The 18,287-nt window shown below is 72.0% G+C and carries 18 protein-coding genes; 9 read left to right on the top strand and 9 right to left on the bottom strand.

What is annotated here, in order from left to right:
• Positions 1 to 148: 148 nt before the first annotated feature.
• The 5 genes from ACFY30_RS24125 (at position 149) to ACFY30_RS24145 (ending at position 5,381) form a co-directional block, all read left to right on the top strand.
• On the top strand, positions 149 to 1,501 hold the full coding sequence (locus ACFY30_RS24125) for a ferric reductase-like transmembrane domain-containing protein (protein ID WP_390847214.1): 1,353 nt from the start codon (positions 149 to 151) through the stop codon (positions 1,499 to 1,501).
• 10 nt (positions 1,502 to 1,511) lie between these two features.
• A complete protein-coding gene (locus tag ACFY30_RS24130; RefSeq protein ID WP_390847215.1) occupies positions 1,512 to 1,967 on the top strand; it encodes an FMN-binding protein in 456 nt (151 codons plus the stop codon).
• A 61-nt stretch (positions 1,968 to 2,028) separates the two neighbouring features.
• On the top strand, positions 2,029 to 3,411 hold the full coding sequence (locus tag ACFY30_RS24135; protein ID WP_390847216.1) for a ferric reductase-like transmembrane domain-containing protein: 1,383 nt from the start codon (positions 2,029 to 2,031) through the stop codon (positions 3,409 to 3,411).
• Between the two features lie 58 nt (positions 3,412 to 3,469).
• Entirely contained in the window at positions 3,470 to 4,585 is a 1,116-nt protein-coding gene (locus tag ACFY30_RS24140; RefSeq protein WP_390847217.1) for an FMN-binding protein, read from the top strand.
• A 55-nt stretch (positions 4,586 to 4,640) separates the two neighbouring features.
• Positions 4,641 to 5,381, top strand: coding sequence for an FAD:protein FMN transferase (locus tag ACFY30_RS24145; RefSeq protein WP_390847424.1), 741 nt, complete (start codon positions 4,641 to 4,643; stop codon positions 5,379 to 5,381).
• Positions 5,382 to 5,603: 222 nt separating this feature from the next.
• On the opposite strand, the gene ACFY30_RS24150 is transcribed toward ACFY30_RS24145, so the two are convergent.
• From ACFY30_RS24150 to argC, 5 genes are read right to left on the bottom strand one after another with little or no spacing between them, the layout of a single operon-like run.
• Positions 5,604 to 6,149 carry an arginine repressor gene (locus ACFY30_RS24150; protein WP_390660841.1) on the bottom strand — a complete coding sequence of 182 codons (546 nt, stop codon included), beginning with the start codon at positions 6,147 to 6,149 and terminating at the stop codon, positions 5,604 to 5,606.
• A 7-nt stretch (positions 6,150 to 6,156) separates the two neighbouring features.
• Positions 6,157 to 7,362 (bottom strand): acetylornithine transaminase, encoded by a 1,206-nt coding sequence (locus tag ACFY30_RS24155; RefSeq protein WP_390847218.1) that lies wholly within the window; start codon positions 7,360 to 7,362, stop codon positions 6,157 to 6,159.
• Positions 7,359 to 8,273: an acetylglutamate kinase gene (gene argB / locus ACFY30_RS24160; protein WP_390847219.1), complete on the bottom strand. Its 915-nt coding sequence runs from the start codon at positions 8,271 to 8,273 to the stop codon at positions 7,359 to 7,361. Before argB ends, ACFY30_RS24155 begins: the two co-directional genes overlap by 4 nt.
• Complete coding sequence (gene argJ / locus ACFY30_RS24165; RefSeq protein ID WP_390847220.1) at positions 8,270 to 9,448, bottom strand: bifunctional glutamate N-acetyltransferase/amino-acid acetyltransferase ArgJ; 1,179 nt, start codon at positions 9,446 to 9,448, stop codon at positions 8,270 to 8,272. The genes argB and argJ overlap by 4 nt, the downstream gene beginning before the upstream one ends.
• A complete protein-coding gene (gene argC, locus ACFY30_RS24170; protein ID WP_390847221.1) occupies positions 9,445 to 10,473 on the bottom strand; it encodes an N-acetyl-gamma-glutamyl-phosphate reductase in 1,029 nt (342 codons plus the stop codon). The genes argJ and argC overlap by 4 nt, the downstream gene beginning before the upstream one ends.
• A gap of 134 nt (positions 10,474 to 10,607) precedes the next feature.
• Between argC and ACFY30_RS24175 the strand changes: the two genes are divergently transcribed.
• Positions 10,608 to 11,291 carry a hypothetical protein gene (locus ACFY30_RS24175; protein WP_390847222.1) on the top strand — a complete coding sequence of 228 codons (684 nt, stop codon included), beginning with the start codon at positions 10,608 to 10,610 and terminating at the stop codon, positions 11,289 to 11,291.
• A gap of 39 nt (positions 11,292 to 11,330) precedes the next feature.
• Here the strand turns inward: ACFY30_RS24175 and ACFY30_RS24180 are convergent, their stop codons facing one another.
• Entirely contained in the window at positions 11,331 to 13,817 is a 2,487-nt protein-coding gene (locus ACFY30_RS24180; protein ID WP_390847223.1) for an alpha-L-arabinofuranosidase C-terminal domain-containing protein, read from the bottom strand.
• A gap of 186 nt (positions 13,818 to 14,003) precedes the next feature.
• On the opposite strand from ACFY30_RS24180, the gene ACFY30_RS24185 reads away from it, so the two are divergent.
• Positions 14,004 to 14,450, top strand: coding sequence for a DUF6314 family protein (locus ACFY30_RS24185; protein ID WP_390847425.1), 447 nt, complete (start codon positions 14,004 to 14,006; stop codon positions 14,448 to 14,450).
• Here the strand turns inward: ACFY30_RS24185 and ACFY30_RS24190 are convergent.
• The 3 genes from ACFY30_RS24190 to ACFY30_RS24200 form a co-directional block, all read right to left on the bottom strand.
• Positions 14,432 to 15,025: a histidine phosphatase family protein gene (locus tag ACFY30_RS24190; protein ID WP_390660834.1), complete on the bottom strand. Its 594-nt coding sequence runs from the start codon at positions 15,023 to 15,025 to the stop codon at positions 14,432 to 14,434. The genes ACFY30_RS24185 and ACFY30_RS24190 overlap by 19 nt on opposite strands.
• Positions 15,026 to 15,144: 119 nt before the next feature.
• A complete protein-coding gene (locus ACFY30_RS24195; protein ID WP_390847224.1) occupies positions 15,145 to 15,597 on the bottom strand; it encodes a GNAT family N-acetyltransferase in 453 nt (150 codons plus the stop codon).
• A gap of 28 nt (positions 15,598 to 15,625) precedes the next feature.
• A complete protein-coding gene (locus ACFY30_RS24200) occupies positions 15,626 to 17,107 on the bottom strand; it encodes a PLP-dependent aminotransferase family protein (RefSeq protein WP_390847225.1) in 1,482 nt (493 codons plus the stop codon).
• Here ACFY30_RS24200 and ACFY30_RS24205 point away from each other — a divergent pair.
• Positions 17,106 to 18,020, top strand: a complete 915-nt coding sequence (locus tag ACFY30_RS24205; protein WP_390847226.1) for a DMT family transporter — start codon at positions 17,106 to 17,108, stop codon at positions 18,018 to 18,020. The two genes, ACFY30_RS24200 and ACFY30_RS24205, sit on opposite strands and share 2 nt — an antisense overlap.
• A 62-nt stretch (positions 18,021 to 18,082) precedes the next feature.
• Entirely contained in the window at positions 18,083 to 18,286 is a 204-nt protein-coding gene (locus tag ACFY30_RS24210) for a DUF1918 domain-containing protein (protein ID WP_390660830.1), read from the top strand.
• Position 18,287 lies beyond the last annotated feature (1 nt).

An 18,287-nucleotide genomic window follows, 5' to 3' on the forward strand; every position in this document is an offset into this window, starting at 1 on the left:
AGGATCACCCCTGACCGGCCCGGCCGGGGTCCGCGCACGCTCTGAGTTTCCTCTGAGTCCGCCGTGCGGAGCGGCTGCTCAGAGCGATCTCAGAGGTTCGCCGCGCACAGTTGCGTCGTCCCGGCACCGCTTCGGAAGGACCCGCGACATGACCACCCTGTACGAGCGACGGACCGCACCCGCCCTGGTGCCGGCGCGCCGGCGCTCCCCCGCGGGCCCCGTGCTCGCCGTGCTCTGGGCGGGGGCCGCGGCCGTGCTCGCCCTGTGGTGGTCCGACACGGGGTCCGTGGTCGGTGCGGCGGGCTGGCTGACCGGGGCCGGGCGGATCGCCGGGCTGCTGAGCGGTTACGCCTGCGCGGTGCTCGTCGGTCTGATGGCGCGCGTGCCGGTTCTCGAACGGGGGATCGGATCCGACCGGGTGGCCCGATGGCACGCGATGGCCGGCCGCTACACGATCTGTCTGCTGCTCGCGCACGTCGTGCTGATCCTCGCCGGGTACGCCGCCCAGGACCGCCGGTCGCTCGTCGACGAGTCCCTGTCCGTCATCCTCGACTACCCCGAGATGCTGAAGGCCACCGCCGGCACGGTGATCCTCCTCGCGGTCGGCGTCACCTCCGCGCGGGCCGTGCGCCGCCGTACCGGTTACGAGTTCTGGTACTACGTCCACCTCCTCACCTACGCCGCCGTGTTCCTCGCCTTCGGCCACCAGCTGGCCCTGGGCAACGACTTCAACGGTCATCCGGTGGCCACGGCCGCCTGGTACGCCCTGTACCTAGGGGTCGCGGGGCTGGTGCTCTGGTTCCGGGTCCTGGTTCCCGTACGGCTGAACCTGCGGCACCGGCTGCGGGTGGAATCCGTGCATCGGGAGGCGCCGGAGGTGTACTCCGTCGTCGTACGCGGCGAGCGGCTGGACGAACTCGGGGCGCGGGCCGGGCAGTTCTTCCGCTGGCGGTTCCTCGGGGCGGGTCTGGCCCGGACCTCGACGCCGTACTCGCTGTCGGCGCCGCCCCGCCCGGACCTGATGCGGATCACCGTCAAGGCGCTCGGTGAGCACAGTGCGCGCGTCGCCCTGCTGCGGCCCGGCACGCGCGTGTGGGCGGAGGGGCCGTACGGCGCGATGACCGCGGACCGGCGCACCGCGCCCAAGTCGCTGCTGATCGGGGCGGGTGTCGGCATCACCCCGCTGCGGGCGCTGTTCGAGACGCTGCCCGGCGAGGTGACCCTGCTGTACCGCGCGCACTCGGCCGAGGATCTCGCGCTCGGCGCGGAGCTGGAGGCGATCGCGCAGTGGCGGGGTGCGCGGGTGCTGTACGCGCTCAACGGGCCGCAGGGACAGCGGCCCGACCTGAGCGCCGCGTCGCTGCGCGCGGCGGTGCCGGACCTGGCCGGCCACGACGTCTACATCTGCGGTCCGCACGGCTTCGCCCGCGGCGTGTACGAGGCGCTGCACGCGGCCGGGGTCCCGGACCGGCGTATCCACCACGAGTCGTTCGAGCTGTGAGGTCATCCCCGTGCACGCGCTGAAGAAGAACCGGCCCTTCCGCAGGATCATGCTGGCCAGTGCCGCCACCGTGTCCGGCGTGGTGATGCTGCTCACGCTGAAACCGCACACGGCGCCCGAGTCGGTGTCGGTCACGGCACCGGCGCCGTCCAGCAGTTCGAGCGCGTCCGGCTCGGGCACCGTCAAGGGCAGCAAGACCGTCACCGGTGAGTCGGTGCAGACCCGCTGGGGCCCGGTTCAGGTGCGGATCACCGTCGTCGACGGCAAGATCACGGACGTCACCGCGGTGACGTACCCCCAGGAGAACCCGCGCGACCAGCAGATCAACGCGTACGCCATCCCCCAGCTGCGGAGCGAGGCGCTGGCGGCGCAGAGCGCGGAGATCGACACCGTTTCGGGAGCGACGTACACGAGCGACGGTTACCGGCAGTCACTCCAGTCCGCGCTGGACTCCGCGGGGCTCTGAACACAAAGCGGTCGAGGCACGTATCTGTGGGCGCCAAGGGTCAAGTCCCCACGGAGGAACCGTGACCACCACGATCGCAGGCGGACGTGCCGCCCGCCGCCAGACGATGCGCCGCATCCGCCCGCGCCGATCCCCGGCCGTCCCGTTGCTGCTCGCCGTATGGGCGGGCGCGGCGGGCGTGCTGTGGCTGTGGTGGGCCAACACGCCGAACATCGCCGACGACAACAGCAAGATCCTCAACGCGGGACGGATCACCGGTCTGCTCGCCGGCTACATGATGGCGCTCGTCGTGCTGCAGATGGCCCGGGTGCCGGCTCTGGAGCGGCGGGTGGGCTCGGACCGGGTGGCGCGCTGGCACGCGATGAGCGGCCGCTACACCCTCAGCCTGACCTTCGCGCACGTGTTCCTCATCATGTGGGGGTACGCGCTGCAGGCCGGCAAGTCGCTCGGCGACATCGTCCAGCAGACGATCGACTCCATCAACCAGCTGCCCGACATGGGCAAGGCGGCGATCGGCACCGGTCTGCTGCTGATCATCGGGCTGGTGTCGATCGGCGGGGTGCGCAAGCGGATGCCGTACGACACCTGGTACCACATCCACCTGATGACGTACGCCGCGGTGTTCCTGACCTTCTGGCACCAGATCACCACCGGCAACGACTTCGCGATCGAGCCCGCCGCCAAGACCGTCTGGTACGGGCTGTACGGCTCGGTCACCGCGCTGGTCGTCTGGTACCGGATCCTCACCCCGATCCGGCTGAACCTCCGTCACCGCATGTACGTCGAGGCGGTCATCGAGGAGACGCCCGGCATCGTGTCGGTGCTGATCGGCGGACGCAAGCTGCACCGGATCGGCGCGGAGGCCGGGCAGTTCTTCCGGTGGCGGTTCCTGGCCCCGGGGATGCGGTTCAGCTCCCACCCGTACTCGCTCTCGGCGAACCCTCGCCCCGAGCTGCTGCGGATCACGGTCAAGGCGATCGGCGACCACAGCGCGGCGCTGCGCGAGCTGCGGCCCGGCACGAAGGTGTGGGCCGAGGGCCCCTACGGCGCGATGACCGCGTCCCGCCGCAGCCGCGGCAAGGTGCTGCTGGTGGCCGGCGGTGTGGGCATCACGCCGATGCGGACGCTGTTCGAGACGCTGCCGGGCGCGCCCGGTGACATCACGCTCCTCTACCGGGCCAACAGCACCCAGGACCTGGCGCTGTGGGACGAACTGGCGAAGATCGCCGACGAGCGCGGGGCCCGGCTGATGTACGCGGTCAACAGCCCCGACGGGGCGCGGCCCGACATCTCGGCGGAGTCCCTGCAGCGCAAGATCCCCGACATCGACGACCACGACGTCTTCATGTGCGGGCCCAACGGCTTCGCCCAGGGGGTGTACGAGGCACTGCGCGGCGCCGGGGTCCCGGCCCGCCGTATTCATCACGAGTCGTTCGAGATGTGAGCGACGAACCCTCCGCAGGACCCTCGGCATTCGACGTGAATCAGGAGCTCAGGAACAGATGAGGAAGAGCCACCCTCTTCGGCGGGTCGTGCTGGCCAGTGCCGCCACCGTGTCCGGGATCGTGCTGCTGCTGTCGCTGAAGCCGTCGACCGACCCGACGTCCACCCAGGCGGCGGGCTCGGGCGCGGCGGCGCAGGAAGCGGCGCAGGGCGGATCCGGCGCGGTCGTCTCCGGCACCATGACCGGTGACGCGGTCAAGACGCAGTACGGCAACGTCCAGGTGCGCATCACCGTCGTCAACAACAAGATCACCAAGGCGGAGGCCGTCCAGGCGCCCGAGGGCGGGACCAGCACCCAGAAGACCGAGCTGGCCATCCCCAAGCTCAACGCCGCGGTGCTCGCCCAGCAGACCTCGGAGATCGACACCGTCTCCGGGGCGACCTACACGAGCGAGGGCTACAAGAAGTCCCTGCAGTCGGCCATCGACAAGGCGAACGCGAGCGCGGGGTCCTCCCAGGGGTCCGGATCGGGCAGCGCGCAGGCCTCCGGCACCTTCACCGGTGACGCGGTCAAGACGCAGTACGGCAACGTCCAGGTCCGTATCACCGTCGCCGACGGCAAGATCACCAAGGCCGAGGCCGTCCAGGCTCCCTCCGGCGGAACCAGCTCGCAGAAGACCGAGCTCTCCGTCCCCAAGCTCAACCAGGCGGCGGTGGCCGCCAGCAGCGCCGACATCGACACCGTCTCCGGGGCCACCTACACCAGCGAGGGCTACAAGAAGTCCCTGCAGTCCGCGCTGGACCAGGCGAAGGAGAAGGCCGGGTCGTCGTCCGACGCCGGGTCCGACGCCGGGTCCGACGCCGGGTCCGGCTCGGGGGCCTCTTCGGGCGCCGCCCAGGCCTCCGGCACCTTCACCGGCAGCGTGGCGCAGACGCAGTACGGGCCGGTGCAGGTCCGTATCACCGTCGCCGACGGCAAGATCACCAAGGCCGAGGCCGTCCAGGCTCCCTCCGGCGGAACCAGCTCGCAGAAGACCGAGCTCTCCGTCCCCAAGCTCAACCAGGCGGCGGTGGCCGCCGGCAGCGCCGACATCGACACCGTCTCCGGGGCCACCTACACCAGCGAGGGCTACAAGAAGTCCCTGCAGTCCGCGCTGGACCAGGCCGGTGACTGACACGGTGGCCGAGTCGGCAGCGGCTCCCGCCGCGGTACGTCTGGCGGAGGAGGTCATGGGGACCGTCTTCTCCTTCGACGTCCGCGGCGGGGATCCCGGCGCGGTGCGTGCGGCGCTCGACGAGGCGGTGGCCTCGCTGCACCGGGTGAACGAGGTGTTCAGCACCTACCGCGAGGAGAGCCAGGTCTCCCGGCTGGCCCGCGGTGAGCTGGCGCTCGCGGACTGCGACCCCGAGGTGGCCGAGGTGCTGGAGCTGGGCGCCGAGGCGGAGCGGGCGAGCGAGGGCTGGTTCAGCATGCGCTACGAGGGCCGGCTCGACCCGACCGGGATCGTCAAGGGCTGGGCCGCCGAGCGGGCGGCTCGGCTGGTCGCCGGGGTGGCCGGGGTGAGCGGCGTCAGCGTCAACGGCGGCGGGGACGTGCAGCTCCTGGGCGTTCCCGGGCCGGAGCGGCCGTGGCGGGTGGGGGTGTCCGATCCGCTGCGCCCCGGCGGGCTCGCGGCGGTGGTGTCGGCGGCGGGGGCGGACGAGCTGGCGGTGGCGACGTCCGGTACGGCGGAGCGGGGCGCGCACATCGTCGACCCGCGCACGGGCCGGTCCGCGGTGACCGATCTCGTCGCCGTGACGGTGGTGGCGCCCCGGCTGACGTGGGCGGACTGCTGGGCCACGGCCGCCTTCGCGATGGGGTCGCGGGAGGCGCTGGCCTGGCTGGAGTCGCTGCCGGACGTCGAGGCGCTGCTGATCACGGCGGGCGACGAGGTGCGGTGCACGGGGGGACTGGCCCGGCGCCTGGGCTGACCGGGGGTGGGTCGCGCGGCCCGGCGCTGACGGATGCCGCCCGCGCCCACCCGTGCCGCCCCGGGGTACCTCCCAGGCCTTCAAGGCGTGAGGGAGGCACGCATGCCCGCGGCTCACGAGCGGTAGCCGGGCAGCGCGCGTGACCGCGACTCCCCAGGGGCGCGGGGAACTGCGCGACCAGCCGCGCGCCGCCCGCAGCCGGCCGACCCCGCGGCCACCCCCTCAGTGGCCGTTCTGAGCCAACCGCAGCAAGTGGTCGGCCAGGGCCTGACCCCCCGTCGGCTCGCGGCTGATCAGCAGCAGCGTGTCGTCACCGGCGATCGTCCCGAGGATGTCGTGCAGCTCCGCCTGGTCGATCGCCGAGGCGAGGAACTGGGCCGCCCCCGGCGGGGTGCGCAGCACCACGAGGTTGGCAGAGGCCTCCGCGGAGATCAGCAGCTCCTGCGACAGCCGCCGCATCCGCTCCTCCTTGGCCGACTCCCCCAGCGGCGCCCGAGGGGTGCGAAAACCCCCCTCGCTCGGGACCGCGTAGATCAGGTCGCCCTCGTTGTTGCGGATCTTCACCGCGTTCAGCTCGTCCAGGTCCCGCGACAGCGTCGCCTGCGTCACGCTCAGCCCGTCGTCGGCGAGCAGCTTCGCCAACTGGCTCTGCGAACGCACGGGTTGCCGGTTGAGGATGTCCACGATCCGGCGGTGGCGGGCGGTGCGGGTCTGCGGCACGGCGGGCCCGTTGGCCCCCGGCTGCTCGTGGTCCTGCGCCTGGCTCATCGTCGTCTCATTCTCCGGATCCGTCCCCGTTCGCTGTGTCGAGGATGCCGGGCAGCGCCCCGAGGAACGCCTCCACCGCGTCGTCACCGAGGTTCAGCGGCGGCATCAGCCGGACGACGTCGGGGGCGGGCGCGTTCACGAGGAATCCGGCCTCCTGAGCCGCCTGCTGCACCTGGGGCGCGAGCGGCTCGGAGAGCACGATACCCAGGAGCAGGCCCGCGCCCCGGACATAATCGATCAACGGGTGGCCCAGACCCTCGATTCCGCCGCGCAACTTCTCGCTCTGCCGCTTGACGTTCTCCAGCAATCCCTCGTTCTCGATGGTGTCGAGGACGGCGAGGCCGGCCGCGCAGGCGACCGGGTTGCCGCCGAAGGTCGTACCGTGCTGGCCCGGCTGGAGCAGGTCCGCGGCCCGCCCGAAGGCGACGGTCGCGCCGAGCGGCAGCCCGCCGCCGAGCCCCTTGGCCAGCGTCACGACGTCCGGCAGGACGCCCTCGTGGGCCTGGTACTCGAACCACTGCCCGGTCCGCCCGATGCCGGTCTGCACCTCGTCGAGGACCAGCAGCGATCCCGTGGCGGCGGTGATCGCCCGAGCCGCCTTCAGATAGCCGGCCGGGGGCACCACCACGCCGTTCTCGCCCTGGACCGGCTCGATGATCACGAGAGCGGTGTCCTCGGTCACCGCGGCGGCCAGCGCCTGCGCGTCGCCGTACGGGACGTGCGTGACGTCGCCGGGCAGCGGCAGGAACGGCGCCTGTTTGCCGGGCTGGCCGGTGAGCGCGAGGGCGCCCATCGTCCGGCCGTGGAAGCCGCCGTGGGTGGCGACCATGTGCGGCCGCCCGGTGAGCCGGCCGATCTTGAAGGCGCCTTCGTTGGCCTCGGCGCCGGAGTTGCAGAAGAAGACCTTGCCGTCCCGGCCGAAGTGGCGCAGGAGCCGTTCGGCGAGGGCGACGGGGGGCTCGGCGACGAAGAGGTTGGAGACATGGCCGAGGGAGGCGATCTGCCGGCTGACCGCCTCGACGACCGCCGGGTGGGCGTGGCCGAGGGCGTTGACCGCGATGCCGCCGACGAAGTCGAGGTACTCCTTGCCGTCGGCGTCCCACAGCCGGGCGCCCTCACCGCGGACGAGCGGGATCCTGGGGGTGCCGTAGTTGTTCATGAGCGCGCCCTGCCACCGCTGGGTCAGCTGCTCGTTGGCGGAGTTCGCGGTCATTCGGCATCCCCCTGCCGCTCGTCGGCCACGACCATCGTGCCGATGCCCTCGTCGGTGAAGATCTCCAGCAGGATCGAGTGCTGGACCCGCCCGTCGATGACCCGGGCCGTGGTGACGCCGTTGCGCACGGCGTGCAGACAGCCCTCCATCTTCGGGACCATGCCGGAGCTCAACTCCGGCAGCAGCTTCTCCAGCTGGGAAGCGGTGAGCCGGCTGATCACCTCGTCGGAGTGGGGCCAGTCCTCGTAGAGTCCCTCGACGTCCGTGAGGACCATGAGGGTTTCGGCGTCCAGTGCCGCAGCGAGTGCCGCAGCCGCCGTATCAGCATTGACGTTGTAGACATGTCCGTCGTCCTGGGAGCGGGCGATCGAGGAGACGACCGGGATACGGCCGTCGGCGAGCAGGGCCTCGATCGCGCCCGTGTCGATCGCGGTGATCTCGCCCACCCGCCCGATGTCGACCAACTCCCCGTCGATCTCGGGCTGGTGCTTGGTGGCGGTGATGGTGTGCGCGTCCTCGCCGGTGAGGCCGACCGCGAGCGGGCCGTGCTGGTTGAGCAGCCCGACCAGCTCGCGCTGGACCTGCCCGGCGAGCACCATCCGTACGACGTCCATGGCGTCCTCGGTGGTGACGCGCAGGCCCGCCTTGAACTCGCTGACGATGCCGTGCCGGTCGAGGGCGGCGCTGATCTGCGGGCCGCCGCCGTGCACGACGACGACGTTGAGGCCGGCGTGCCGCAGGAAGACGACGTCCTGGGCGAAGGCGGCCTTCAGCTCCTCGTTCACCATGGCGTTGCCGCCGAACTTGATGACGACGGTCTTGCCGTTGTGCCGGGTCAGCCAGGGCAGTGCCTCGATGAGGATCTGGGCCTTGGGGAGCGCGGTGTGCTTCCGCGTGGGTGCGTTGCTCATGAGGAGTAGGCGCTGTTCTCGTGGACGTAGTCCGCGGTCAGGTCGTTGGTCCAGATGGTGGCCGTCTCCGAGCCGGCGGCCAGGTCGGCGACGATGTGCACCTCGCGGTAGCGCATGTCGACCTTGTCGCGGTCCTCACCGACGCCGCCGTTCTTGCACACCCAGACGCCGTTGATGGCGACGTTCAGCCGGTCGGGCTCGAAGGCGGCCCCGGTGGTGCCGATCGCGGAGAGGACACGGCCCCAGTTGGGGTCCTCGCCGTGGATCGCGCACTTCAGGAGGTTGTTGCGGGCGATGGAGCGGCCCACCTCGACGGCGTCCTCCTCGGTCGCGGCGTTGACCACCTCGACCTTGATGTCCTTGCTGGCGCCCTCGGCGTCGCGGATGAGCTGCTGGCCGAGGTCGTCGCAGACGGTCCGTACGGCCGCCGCGAACTCCTCGTGCTGCGGGGTGACGCCGGAGGCGCCGGAGGCGAGCAGCAGCACCGTGTCGTTGGTGGACATGCAGCCGTCGGAGTCGACCCGGTCGAAGGTGACCTTGGTGGCGGCGCGCAGCGCCCTGTCCAGGGTCGCGCTGTCGAGGTCGGCGTCGGTGGTGAGGACGACCAGCATGGTGGCCAGGCCGGGGGCGAGCATGCCCGCGCCCTTGGCCATCCCGCCGACGGTCCACCCGTCGCCCTGGACCACGGAGGTCTTGTGGACGGTGTCGGTGGTCTTGATGGCGATGGCCGCCTTCTCGCCGCCGTGCGGGCTGAGCTGGGCGACGGCCTTGTCGATGCCCGGCAGCAGCTTGTCCATCGGCAGGAGCACACCGATGAGACCGGTCGAGCACACGGCGATCGTGCCGGCGGCGTGGCCGCCCGTCTCGTCGAGCCCGGCGCTGTTGAGGGACTCGGCCGCCTTCTCCGCGGTGGCGTGCGTGTCCTGGAACCCCTTCGGTCCCGTGCAGGCGTTGGCGCCGCCGGAGTTGAGGACGACCGCGGTCAGTTCGCCGCTCTTGAGGACCTGCTCGGACCACAGGACCGGCGCGGCCTTGACGCGGTTGGAGGTGAAGACGCCCGCGGCGGACAGACGGGGCCCGTTGTTGACCACGAGGGCCAGGTCCGGGTTGCCGTTCTCCTTGATCCCGGCGGCGATGCCCGCCGCCGTGAATCCCTTGGCTGCCGTGACACTCACGGTGCGACTCCGATCGTGGAAAGTCCCAGCCCCTCGGGGAGACCGAGGGCGATGTTCATGCTCTGGACGGCACCGCCCGCGGTGCCCTTGGTGAGGTTGTCGATGGCGCTGATCGCGATGATCCGGCCCGCGGCCGCGTCGTGGGCGACCTGCACCTGAACGGCGTTGGAACCGTACACGGACGCCGTGGCGGGCCACTGGCCCTCGGGGAGGAGGTGGACGAAGGGCTCGTCGGCGAGGGCCTTCTCGTAGGCGGCGCGGACGGACTCGGCGGTGACGCCCGCCCGGGCCTTCGCGCTGCACGTGGCGAGGATCCCGCGGGACATCGGCGCGAGGGTGGGCGTGAAGGAGACGGAGACCCGCTCGCCCGCAGCGGCGCTGAGGTTCTGGATCATCTCGGGCGTGTGCCGGTGGCCGCCGCCGACGCCGTACGGCGACATCGAGCCCATGACCTCGGAGCCCAGCAGGTGCGCCTTGGGCGCCTTGCCCGCGCCGGAGGTGCCGGAGGCGGCGACGATCACGGCCTCGTTCTCGGCGAGCCCGGCGGCGTACGCGGGGAACAGCGCCAGTGAGACGGCCGTGGGGTAGCAGCCGGGGACCGCGATGCGCTTGGACCCCTCCAGCGCGGCGCGGCCGCCCGGCAGTTCGGGGAGGCCGTAGGGCCAGGTCCCGGCGTGCGCGGAGCCGTAGAACCGCTCCCAGTCGGCCGCGTCCTTCAGCCGGAAGTCGGCGCCCATGTCGACGACGAGGACATCCGGGCCGAGTTGCTCGGCGACGGCGGCGGACTGTCCGTGCGGGAGGGCCAGGAAGACGATGTCGTGTCCCGACAGGACCTCGGCGGTGGTGTTCTCGAGGACGCGGTCGGCCAGCGGCAGCAGGTGCGGCTGGAGCGCGCCCAGCTTCTGACCCGCGTTGGAATTGCCGGTCAGGGCGCCGATCTCGACCTCGGGGTGCGCGAGGAGCAGGCGCAGCAACTCGCCGCCCGCATACCCGCTCGCTCCGGCCACTGCCGCACGTACCGCCATGGACTCCTCCTCTAGACGGCATGACTATACGTTTCGCTGCACGTTTATGCAATCCACGCTCGAGCCGTTCCGCGGGTGTCAGAATCGGCGAGCCGATGATCATGTCTACGACAAGGGGGAATACCGTGATCGCCATGACGCCGATGACCGGCCTCGACCTCACCGGCTTCACCGAGCGCGAGCCGGGGGTGTGGACCGATGAGGCGGGGCTCGTCCTGTCGGTCCACTTCTTCCCGCTGGTGCCCGACCTGCCGGCCCCGCTGCACGAGCCGGAGCGGCTGCGGGCGGGGCTCGCCCACGGCACGGCCGGAGCGGGTGGGGGTCTGATCGAGGCGGTGCCCGGTGCCGTGGACGGCGTCCCGGCCGTCCGCCAGCTGGTGAAGATGCCGCTGGGCAGCCGGCCCGGGCAGGCCTTCCTCGGCACGTGGACCGTGCCGAAGGAAGGGTGCAGCACCGTGGTGAAGGTGCAGGCCGCCGAGGGCGCGACGACCGGGATGCGGGAGGCGATGGTCATGGCCCAGGTGGGGCCGGCCGACTACTTCCGGCCGCACCCCTACGTGGGGGACCAGATCGGCGGTCTGCCGTACCACGTGGGTGACGAGGAGCGGTGGGACGCGCGGTTCCCCGGCCATCCGCTCACGCTCGTCCGTGCGGCGCTGGGGCGGATCACGCCGACGGTGACCTTCGACGAACGCTTCAAGGCGCTGCCCCCGTTCGGCGGACCCGCCCCGCAGTCGCCGCCTCCGCCGCCCCCGGCACCGGCGGCACCGTCGGCACCGCCGGCCGGACGGGGCTGGTTCCGGCGCAAGGACGCCTGACGGGCGTGGGCGGCGGCCGCCCACGCCCGTCGGCACCCGCTACCGCTGCCTGATCCTCAGGAAGGTGATCGAGTTCGCCGGGAAGGTGTACGTGAACGTGCCGGCGACTCCGGTGAAGGTGGACGTCACCGGGGCGACCGGGGTCTGCGTCTCCTTGTTGACCGCGTCCGGCGCCGCGGCCAGGGTGGTGACGCGGGCCTTGGACGCGACCTTGGCGCCGCCCAGATCGATCGCCGTGCGGGCGTCGGCGGACTGGGCGTTGACGACCTTCACGATCAGGTCGCCGGTCCTGTCGTCCTTGGTGACGACCTGACGGAACGGCTCGGCCGGCTTGTCGTCGGTGAAGCCGCCCCACTCCCGGCCGTCCAGGTAGAGCGTGACCTGGCGGCCCCGCACCTTGATGTCGATGTCGTAGGCCCGGCCCGTCTCGATGGTCCCGGCCTTGGAGATCAGTGTGGACTTGCCGCCGTCCACGGCCTGCTCGACGGCGGTGGTGGTGTTGTTCCAGCCGCCCAGGTTCCACCAGTAGTAGTTGCCGGTGTCCTTGACGCCGAAGGCGACCAGGAAGCCCTCCTTGCCGGACGTCTTGGTGGCCCTGACGTGCAGGTCGTAGTCGTGCCAGTGCACGTCACCGGCCGAGACCATGGTGTTCTCGGCGGCGACGTCGGTCTGCGCGTACTGCCCGTCCTGGAGGGACCAGCTGCCGCCCCCGGTGTGCGTCCACTGCGAGGCGTCGCCCGAGAAGTCGTCCGTCAGGAGCGTCGCGCCGTCCGCGTCCGTCACCTTCACCTCGTCGTACGCCGCCGTCGTCGCCCAGGTCGACAGGCCCACGGCGCCCGTGATGGGGCCCTGGAGGGAAGGGGTCCCGGTGGCCGTCGAGGGCACCACACGGTCGCCGACGTTGGTCATGAACAGTTTCTGGACCTCGTAGTTGGCCGAGTTCCAGGAGGCGTGGTTGTTGAACCACACCAGGTCCGGGCTCCACTGGACGTAGTCCTCGTTGGCGAACAGCGGGGCGTAGGAGGCGAGCTTGACGACGTCCGCGTTGCGTTCCAGGCCGGTCATGAAGGCGGCCTCGGCGAGGCCGTTCTTGAAGGCGTTCCCCCAGGAGGCGTACTCACCGAGGAAGACCTTCGGGCCGCCGCGGTCGTAGGAGTCGTAGCGGTCGTTGTTCTGCAGGAACCACTGGGGGCTGTTGTAGTAGTGCTCGTCGACCATGTCGACGCCGGCGTCCCGGTTGAGCTGCCAGGCCGTGTCGAAGGTGGAACCGGCGTCGTCCGGGCCCGAGTTGGAGATCACCGTCATGTACGGGTACTTCGCCTCGATCGCGGCGCGGAACTGCTGGAAGCGGGCGAAGAACTCCTCGGGGAGGTTCTCCTCGTTGCCGACCTCGATGTGGGTGAGGCGGAAGGGTCTGGGGTGGCCCATCTGCGCGCGCTTCCTGCCCCAGGGGGAGGTGACCGGGCCGTTGGCGAACTCGATGAGGTCGAGGGTGTCCTGGATGTGCCGCTGGAGCAGCGCGTCGTCGACGACGGCCTTGTTCTGGCCGCAGCCGGTCACCAGGGCCGGGACGACGGGCAGCGGCATCGCGCCGATGTCCTCGGCGAAGCGGAAGTACTCGTAGTAGCCGAGCCCGTAACTCTGGTTGTAGCCCCAGACATTGGAGTTGGTGGCCCGCTCCTCGACCGGGCCGACGGTGTCCTTCCACTGGTAGGAGCGGGCTCGCTGCCAGCCGGAGGCCTCGCTGTAGTCCTGCATGGAGCCGGTGTTGACCAGGCAGCCGCCGGGGAAGCGAACGAAGCCCGGGTGCAGGGCGGCGATCTTCTCGGCGAGGTCCTTGCGCAGGCCGTTGGGCTCGTGCTTGTAGGTGTCCCGGGGGAACAGGGAGACCATGTCGAGGGCGGTCGCGGCGGACGAGGCGACGGTCAGCCGGCCCTCGCTGCTGGTGCGGGTGGCGGTGAAGGAGGCCTGGTACTTCGCCCAGCCGCCGGCGCCCACGGCCACCTGGCGGGCGGTGGCGAGCGTGCCGTCGGCGTCCCGCAGGGAGACCGTCAGGGTGGTACCGCTCCCGGCGCGGGCCCACACCGAGAAGTCGTACGTCTCGCCCTCCTCGACGCGGACACCGGTGTTGTAGCCGGCGTTGGTGACGGACGAGCCGGCGCCCAGGGAGAGGTAGGCGCGGTTGCGGTCGTTCAGACGGCCCTCGTCGTTCACGACGTTCGCCGTGCCGGACACCGTCCAGGAGGTCAGCGGGGTGTACGCCTTGTTGTCGACGGTGGAGTACTCGAAGGACCGGTTCTGCACGAGCTCGGCGTACAGACCGCCGTCGGCTGCCCGGTTGATGTCCTCGAAGAAGACGCCGTACATCGTGTCGTCGATCTTCGCGCCCTTGGCGGCGGGGTCGACGGTGATGGCGTAGTCGGTGGCCTCGGCGGCCCCGGCGGGGGCGGGGACGAGACCGGCGGCCAGCAGGAAAGCGCTTGCTCCGAGGCCGAGCCTCAGACGGTTGCGGGTGGTGCGTGGCATGGACACTCCGCGACTCTCGGGGTCATGTGCAGTTGTCACAACACATGCGATCGTGTTCGAAATACAGAACAACGGTCAACACGTCGAACGGCAACATAAGGACGGGGCATGAGCGCGTCAATGGGGCGGGCACGTATCGTCGGGGGCGTGGATGCTCTGGTGCCCTCGCCGACGGAAGGGCCGGCCATGCCCGGCGGGTGCCGGCCGGTGGAGGACGTGCTCACCCATCTGGCCGGGCGCTGGCGCGTGGAGCGTACGGTGCGGGACCTGGCCGGAGGCGGCGAGGGGCACTTCCACGGCACCACGCTGTTCAGCCCGCTGGACGGCGGGGGCCTGCTGCACGAGGAGTCCGGCACCTTCACCTGGCAGGGCGTCTCCCGCCCCGCCGAGCGCACCCTGCGCTTCCTGCCGGGCCGGGCGCCCGGGACGGCGGACGTCCGGTTCGCCGACGGCCGCCCCTTCCACGGCCTGGACCTCACGACGGGCCGGCACACGGCCGACCACGCCTGTTCCGCCGACCTCTACCGAGGCGAGTTCACCGTCCGGGACGCGGACCACTGGCGCACGGTGTGGCGCGTGGGCGGCCCCGCCAAGGACCTGCTGCTGACCACCGACTACACCCGTGTGGGCTGAGTCGGCGCCCCCTCGAGCCGGAGGTTCCAGCGCCCGCCGCGGCCGGTGACGGTGGTCGTCGACAGCGGGCGGACGTCGATGTTCCAGTACGTCGACGGCGGCGCCTTCAGCGCGTACACGAGGGCCGCGCGGATCACGCTGGGTTCGGCCACGGCGACGATCCGGTCGCCGTCCGCGATCGGCCGGGTGTCGAGCCAGCCGCCCACCCGGGAGATGAACTCCAGCAGCGACTCGCCGCCGTGCGGAGTGGCCCGCGGGTCGGCCAGCCAGGCGTCCACGGCCTCCGGCTCCCGCGCCATCGCCTCACCGAGGGTGAAGCCGCGCCAGCGGCCCATGTCGCAGTCCCGCAGGGCGAGCTGCACGAGCGGGGCGTATCCGAGCGCGTCCCCGGTGGCACGGCTGCGCGGGGTGGGCGAACAGTAGCGCAGCTCGGCGGCCGCGAGCGGCACGAGGTCCGCGGCCACGCGCTGCACCTCGTCCCAGCCGGCCTGGTCCAGCGGCCGGTCGTCCTCGAAGCGCTCCGCCAGCAGCGGTGAGCTGCGCGCGGCGGCGACGAACGTGACCCGAAGTGGCATGCGGTGATGGTGAGCCGCACAAGTGCGCAGGTCAAGAGGCGGTGGGCGGCCGCCTGCAAGAAAACTTACCGACGGGTCAGGACCTGCCCGGACAACTCACGCCAAAACGAGCGTGCCGCTCACGCCGCGCCGAGCTTGTCGAAGATCAGGGCCATCCACCGGTCCGGCTTCTCCAGTGCCTCGAAGCCGGCCTTCTCGTACACGCCGTGCGCGTCGTGCGTGGCGAGCAGGATCCTGCGCAGCCCGTGGGGCAGCAGATGGTCGCGCACGGCCGCGGCCAGCGCCGTCCCGAGGCCCTTCCCGCGCACCGCGGGGTCCACGTACACGTCGCACAGCCACGCGAAGGTCGCGAGGTCCGTCACCACGCGCGCGTAGGCGACCTGCTCCCCCGAGGCGGAGTCGTACACCCCGAAGTTGAGCGACCCGGCGACGGCCTGCTCCTGCTTGTCCCGTGCGCGCCCGATCGCCCAGTACGCGTCGGTGGACAGCCAGCGGTGCACGCGCTCGATGTCGAGGCGGCCGGGGTCGGTGGAGATCTCGTAGCCCTCGGCGAGGGTCGTGCTGTCGCTCATGGCCCGGATCCTCACAGCAGGGCGCGGATCATGTCGAACGATTTCCCGGGAGTACCTCGTCGCAGGCCACCCGCAGCCGGCGCACCCCTTCCGCGATCTCCTCGGTCCCGGCGACGGCGGCGAAGCTCAGCCGGACGTGGGCGGCCGGGGGTTCGGCGCTGAAGTAGGGGCGGCCGGGGGTGAGCGCGACGCCGGCGCGCAGGGCGGCGGCCGTGAAGGCGGCCTCTCCCCCGGAGCCGAAGGCCCGGGAGGTGTCCCCGGTGCCGTCGGGCAGCCGCAACCACAGGTGGTAGCCGCCGGACGGGACGTGCGGGAGGGCGAGTTCGGGCAGGCGCAGCCGCAGCGCGGAGGTCATCGCGTCTCTCCGGGCCCTCAGTTCGGCCGCCACGGACCGCAGATGGCGCGGCCAGGCGGGCGAGCCGACGAGTTCCAGGGCCGCCTCCTGCAGCGGGCGGGGCACGAAGAAGGTGTCGACGACCTGGATGGCGCGCAGCCGTTCCAGCACGGGCCCGCGGGCGGCCAGGGCGCTGACCCGGAAGCTGGGCGAGGTGGCCTTGGTGAGCGAGCCGACGTGGACGACGACTCCGTGGGGGTCGTCGGCGACGAGCGGACGCGGCAGCGGCCCGGCGTCCTCGTGCGCGAGCCGCCGGACGAAGTCGTCCTCCACGACGAAGGCGCCCGCCTCCCGCGCGATGCGCAGCACCTCACCGCGCCGGCCGGGGGCGAGGACGGCGCCGGTCGGGTTCTGGAACAGCGGCTGGCAGACGAACACACGGGCGCCGGTGGCCCGGAAGGCGTCGGCGAGCAGGTCCGGCTTCACGCCGTCGGGGTCGACCGGGACCGGTACCGGGCGCAGGCCGGCGGAGCGGGCGATCGCGAGCATGCCGGGGTAGGTCGGTGACTCGACCAGCACCGGCGCCCCGGGTGGGGCGAGCGCGCGCAGAGCGGTGGTCAGCGCCGCCTGGCCGCCCGCGCCGATCAGCACCTCGGCCGCGCCCACGGCGCCGCCGATGGTGCGCGCGAACCATTCGCGCAGCTCCGGCAGTCCCTCCATCGGCGGCCGGCCCCATGCTCCGGGACGCCGTCCGGCGCGGGCCAGCGCAGCGGACATCGCGCGCTCGGGTTGCAGCGAGGGATGCAGATAGCCGCCGTTGAACTCGATCACGCCGGGCGGCGGGGCGGCCAGCGAGACCGTGACGCCGGAGGCGTCCACCGAACGCGGGACGAGGTCGGCGGCGCCGTCCGCGCTGAGCGCGACCTCCTGCCAGGAGGTGTCCCCCGCCGCCGCGACCGCGGGGCGCGGCCGGGCGCGGAACGCGCCCGCGCCGGGCCGGGTCACCACCAGCCCCTCGGCGGCCAGGTGGGCCAGCGCCCGCGAGACGGTCACCGGGCTCACCCGGAACCGTTCGACCAGCGCCCGGCTCGACGGGAGCTTTCCACCGGGAGAGTAGCGGTCCAGCTCCCGTCGCAGTTGGTCGGTCAGTTCAGCCACACTGCTACGCTCATGCATGAGGACACAGAGTAGCGCTATCGCCTCGGCGCCGATAGCAGTCAGCACCCCGTCGCCCCAGGGCCTCGGCACCCTCCAGGCCGCCCTCGGCGTCGTCGCCTTCTCGCTCACCTTCCCCGCCACCGCCTGGGGCCTGGAGGGCTTCGGCCCCTGGTCGCTGGTCGCCGTGCGCAGCGTGCTGGCCGCGCTGATCGCGGGCGGGGCACTGCTCGCCCTGCGGGTGCCGGTGCCCGTCCGGCGGCACTGGGCGGGCCTCGCGGTCGTGGCCGCCGGAGTGGTCGTGGGCTTCCCCCTCCTGACGACCCTGGCGCTGCGGACGTCGACCACCGCGCACGCCGCCGTCGTGGTGGGTCTGCTGCCGCTGACCACCGCGCTGCTGTCCGCCCTGCGCGTCGGCACCCGCCCCTCGCGCACCTTCTGGACGGCGGCGCTGGCCGGGGCCGCGGCGGTGGTGGCGTTCACCGTGCAGCAGAGCGGCGGGGCCCTGACCACCGCCGATCTCTATCTGTTCGCGGCGCTGCTGGTGTGCGCGGCCGGCTACACCGAGGGCGGCCGGCTGGCCCGGGTCATGCCGGGCTGGCAGGTGATCGGCTGGGCGCTGGTGCTCTGCCTGCCCATCGGCGTGCCCGCCGCCGCCCTCGCCGTCGCGTACGAACCCGTCCACCTGACCGCACACAGCGTGGCCGGGCTGCTGTGGGTCGCGGCGGGCTCGCAGTTCCTCGGCCTGGTCGTCTGGTACCGGGGCATGGCCGCCGTCGGCATCCCCAAGGCCAGCCAGTTGCAGTTGGCCCAGCCCCTGCTCACACTGGTGTGGTCGGTGCTGCTGCTGGGCGAGCACCTCACGCCCGCCGCTCCGCTGACGGCCGCGGCCGTGCTGGTCTGCATCGCCGTCACGCAGCGGGCGCGCGGCTGAACACGGCCGAGATCGACAAGACGGACCACTGCTCTCTCCCAACAGGCGAGGAGGCCCCGCAGATGCGTGCAACCGCGGGCGACCAGTTTGTCCAGCACGGCAGGGTGGTCGGCCAACACGACAAGATCGGCGAAATCGTCGAAGTACTGGGCCAGGACGGCAACCCGCCGTTCCGGGTCCGCTTCCAGGACGGCCACGAGGGGCTGTGCTCCCCCGGCCCCGACACCGAGATCCGTCACAGGACCAGGACCGAGGAACAGCGTTAGG

Origin of the sequence: Streptomyces sp. NPDC000345, from assembly GCF_042898825.1 — a bacterium.
Classification (GTDB): Bacteria; Actinomycetota; Actinomycetes; order Streptomycetales; family Streptomycetaceae; genus Streptomyces.